The organism is Peptococcaceae bacterium 1198_IL3148 (assembly GCA_036763105.1).
Lineage (GTDB): Bacteria > Bacillota > Desulfotomaculia > Desulfotomaculales > Desulfohalotomaculaceae > JBAIYS01.
Window position 1 is genome coordinate 1 of record JBAIYS010000054.1, and the last position, 388, is coordinate 388.

Here is a 388-nt window from a genome sequence, read left to right on the forward strand (position 1 = left end):
TAGGAACGCTCCCCTACCAAAACGGTCGTCGGTCGTCAGGCAACAGTCGTCAGGTTTTTGAAACATTCATTTATGCATTCAGTGCCTTTTGTAGGGGTTTGATTTATCAAACCCTTAACATGCATCTGCTGACATGCATTTTCGCTGTAGCAACATTTTTTCGCAGTGGGCTCAATGAATTGAGCCCCTACAAAAACAATTTAGCCACTGTTGAATGTAGGTTTTTCCTGACATCCGACGTCTGACGACAGACGACTAATTTCCAAAGCTTCGGTGTATAACTTAGCCCCGTTACATTTTCGGCGCAGGGTCACTTGACCAGTGAGCTATTACGCACTCTTTGAATGGTGGCTGCTTCTAAGCCAACATCCTGGTTGTCTTTGCAACC

At 45.4% G+C, this 388-nt stretch carries 1 rRNA gene; it reads right to left on the reverse strand.

Annotation, left to right across the window (positions count from 1 at the left end):
- Window positions 1-388: ribosomal RNA gene (locus V6C27_14865) — 23S ribosomal RNA — on the reverse strand; the annotation flags it as partial.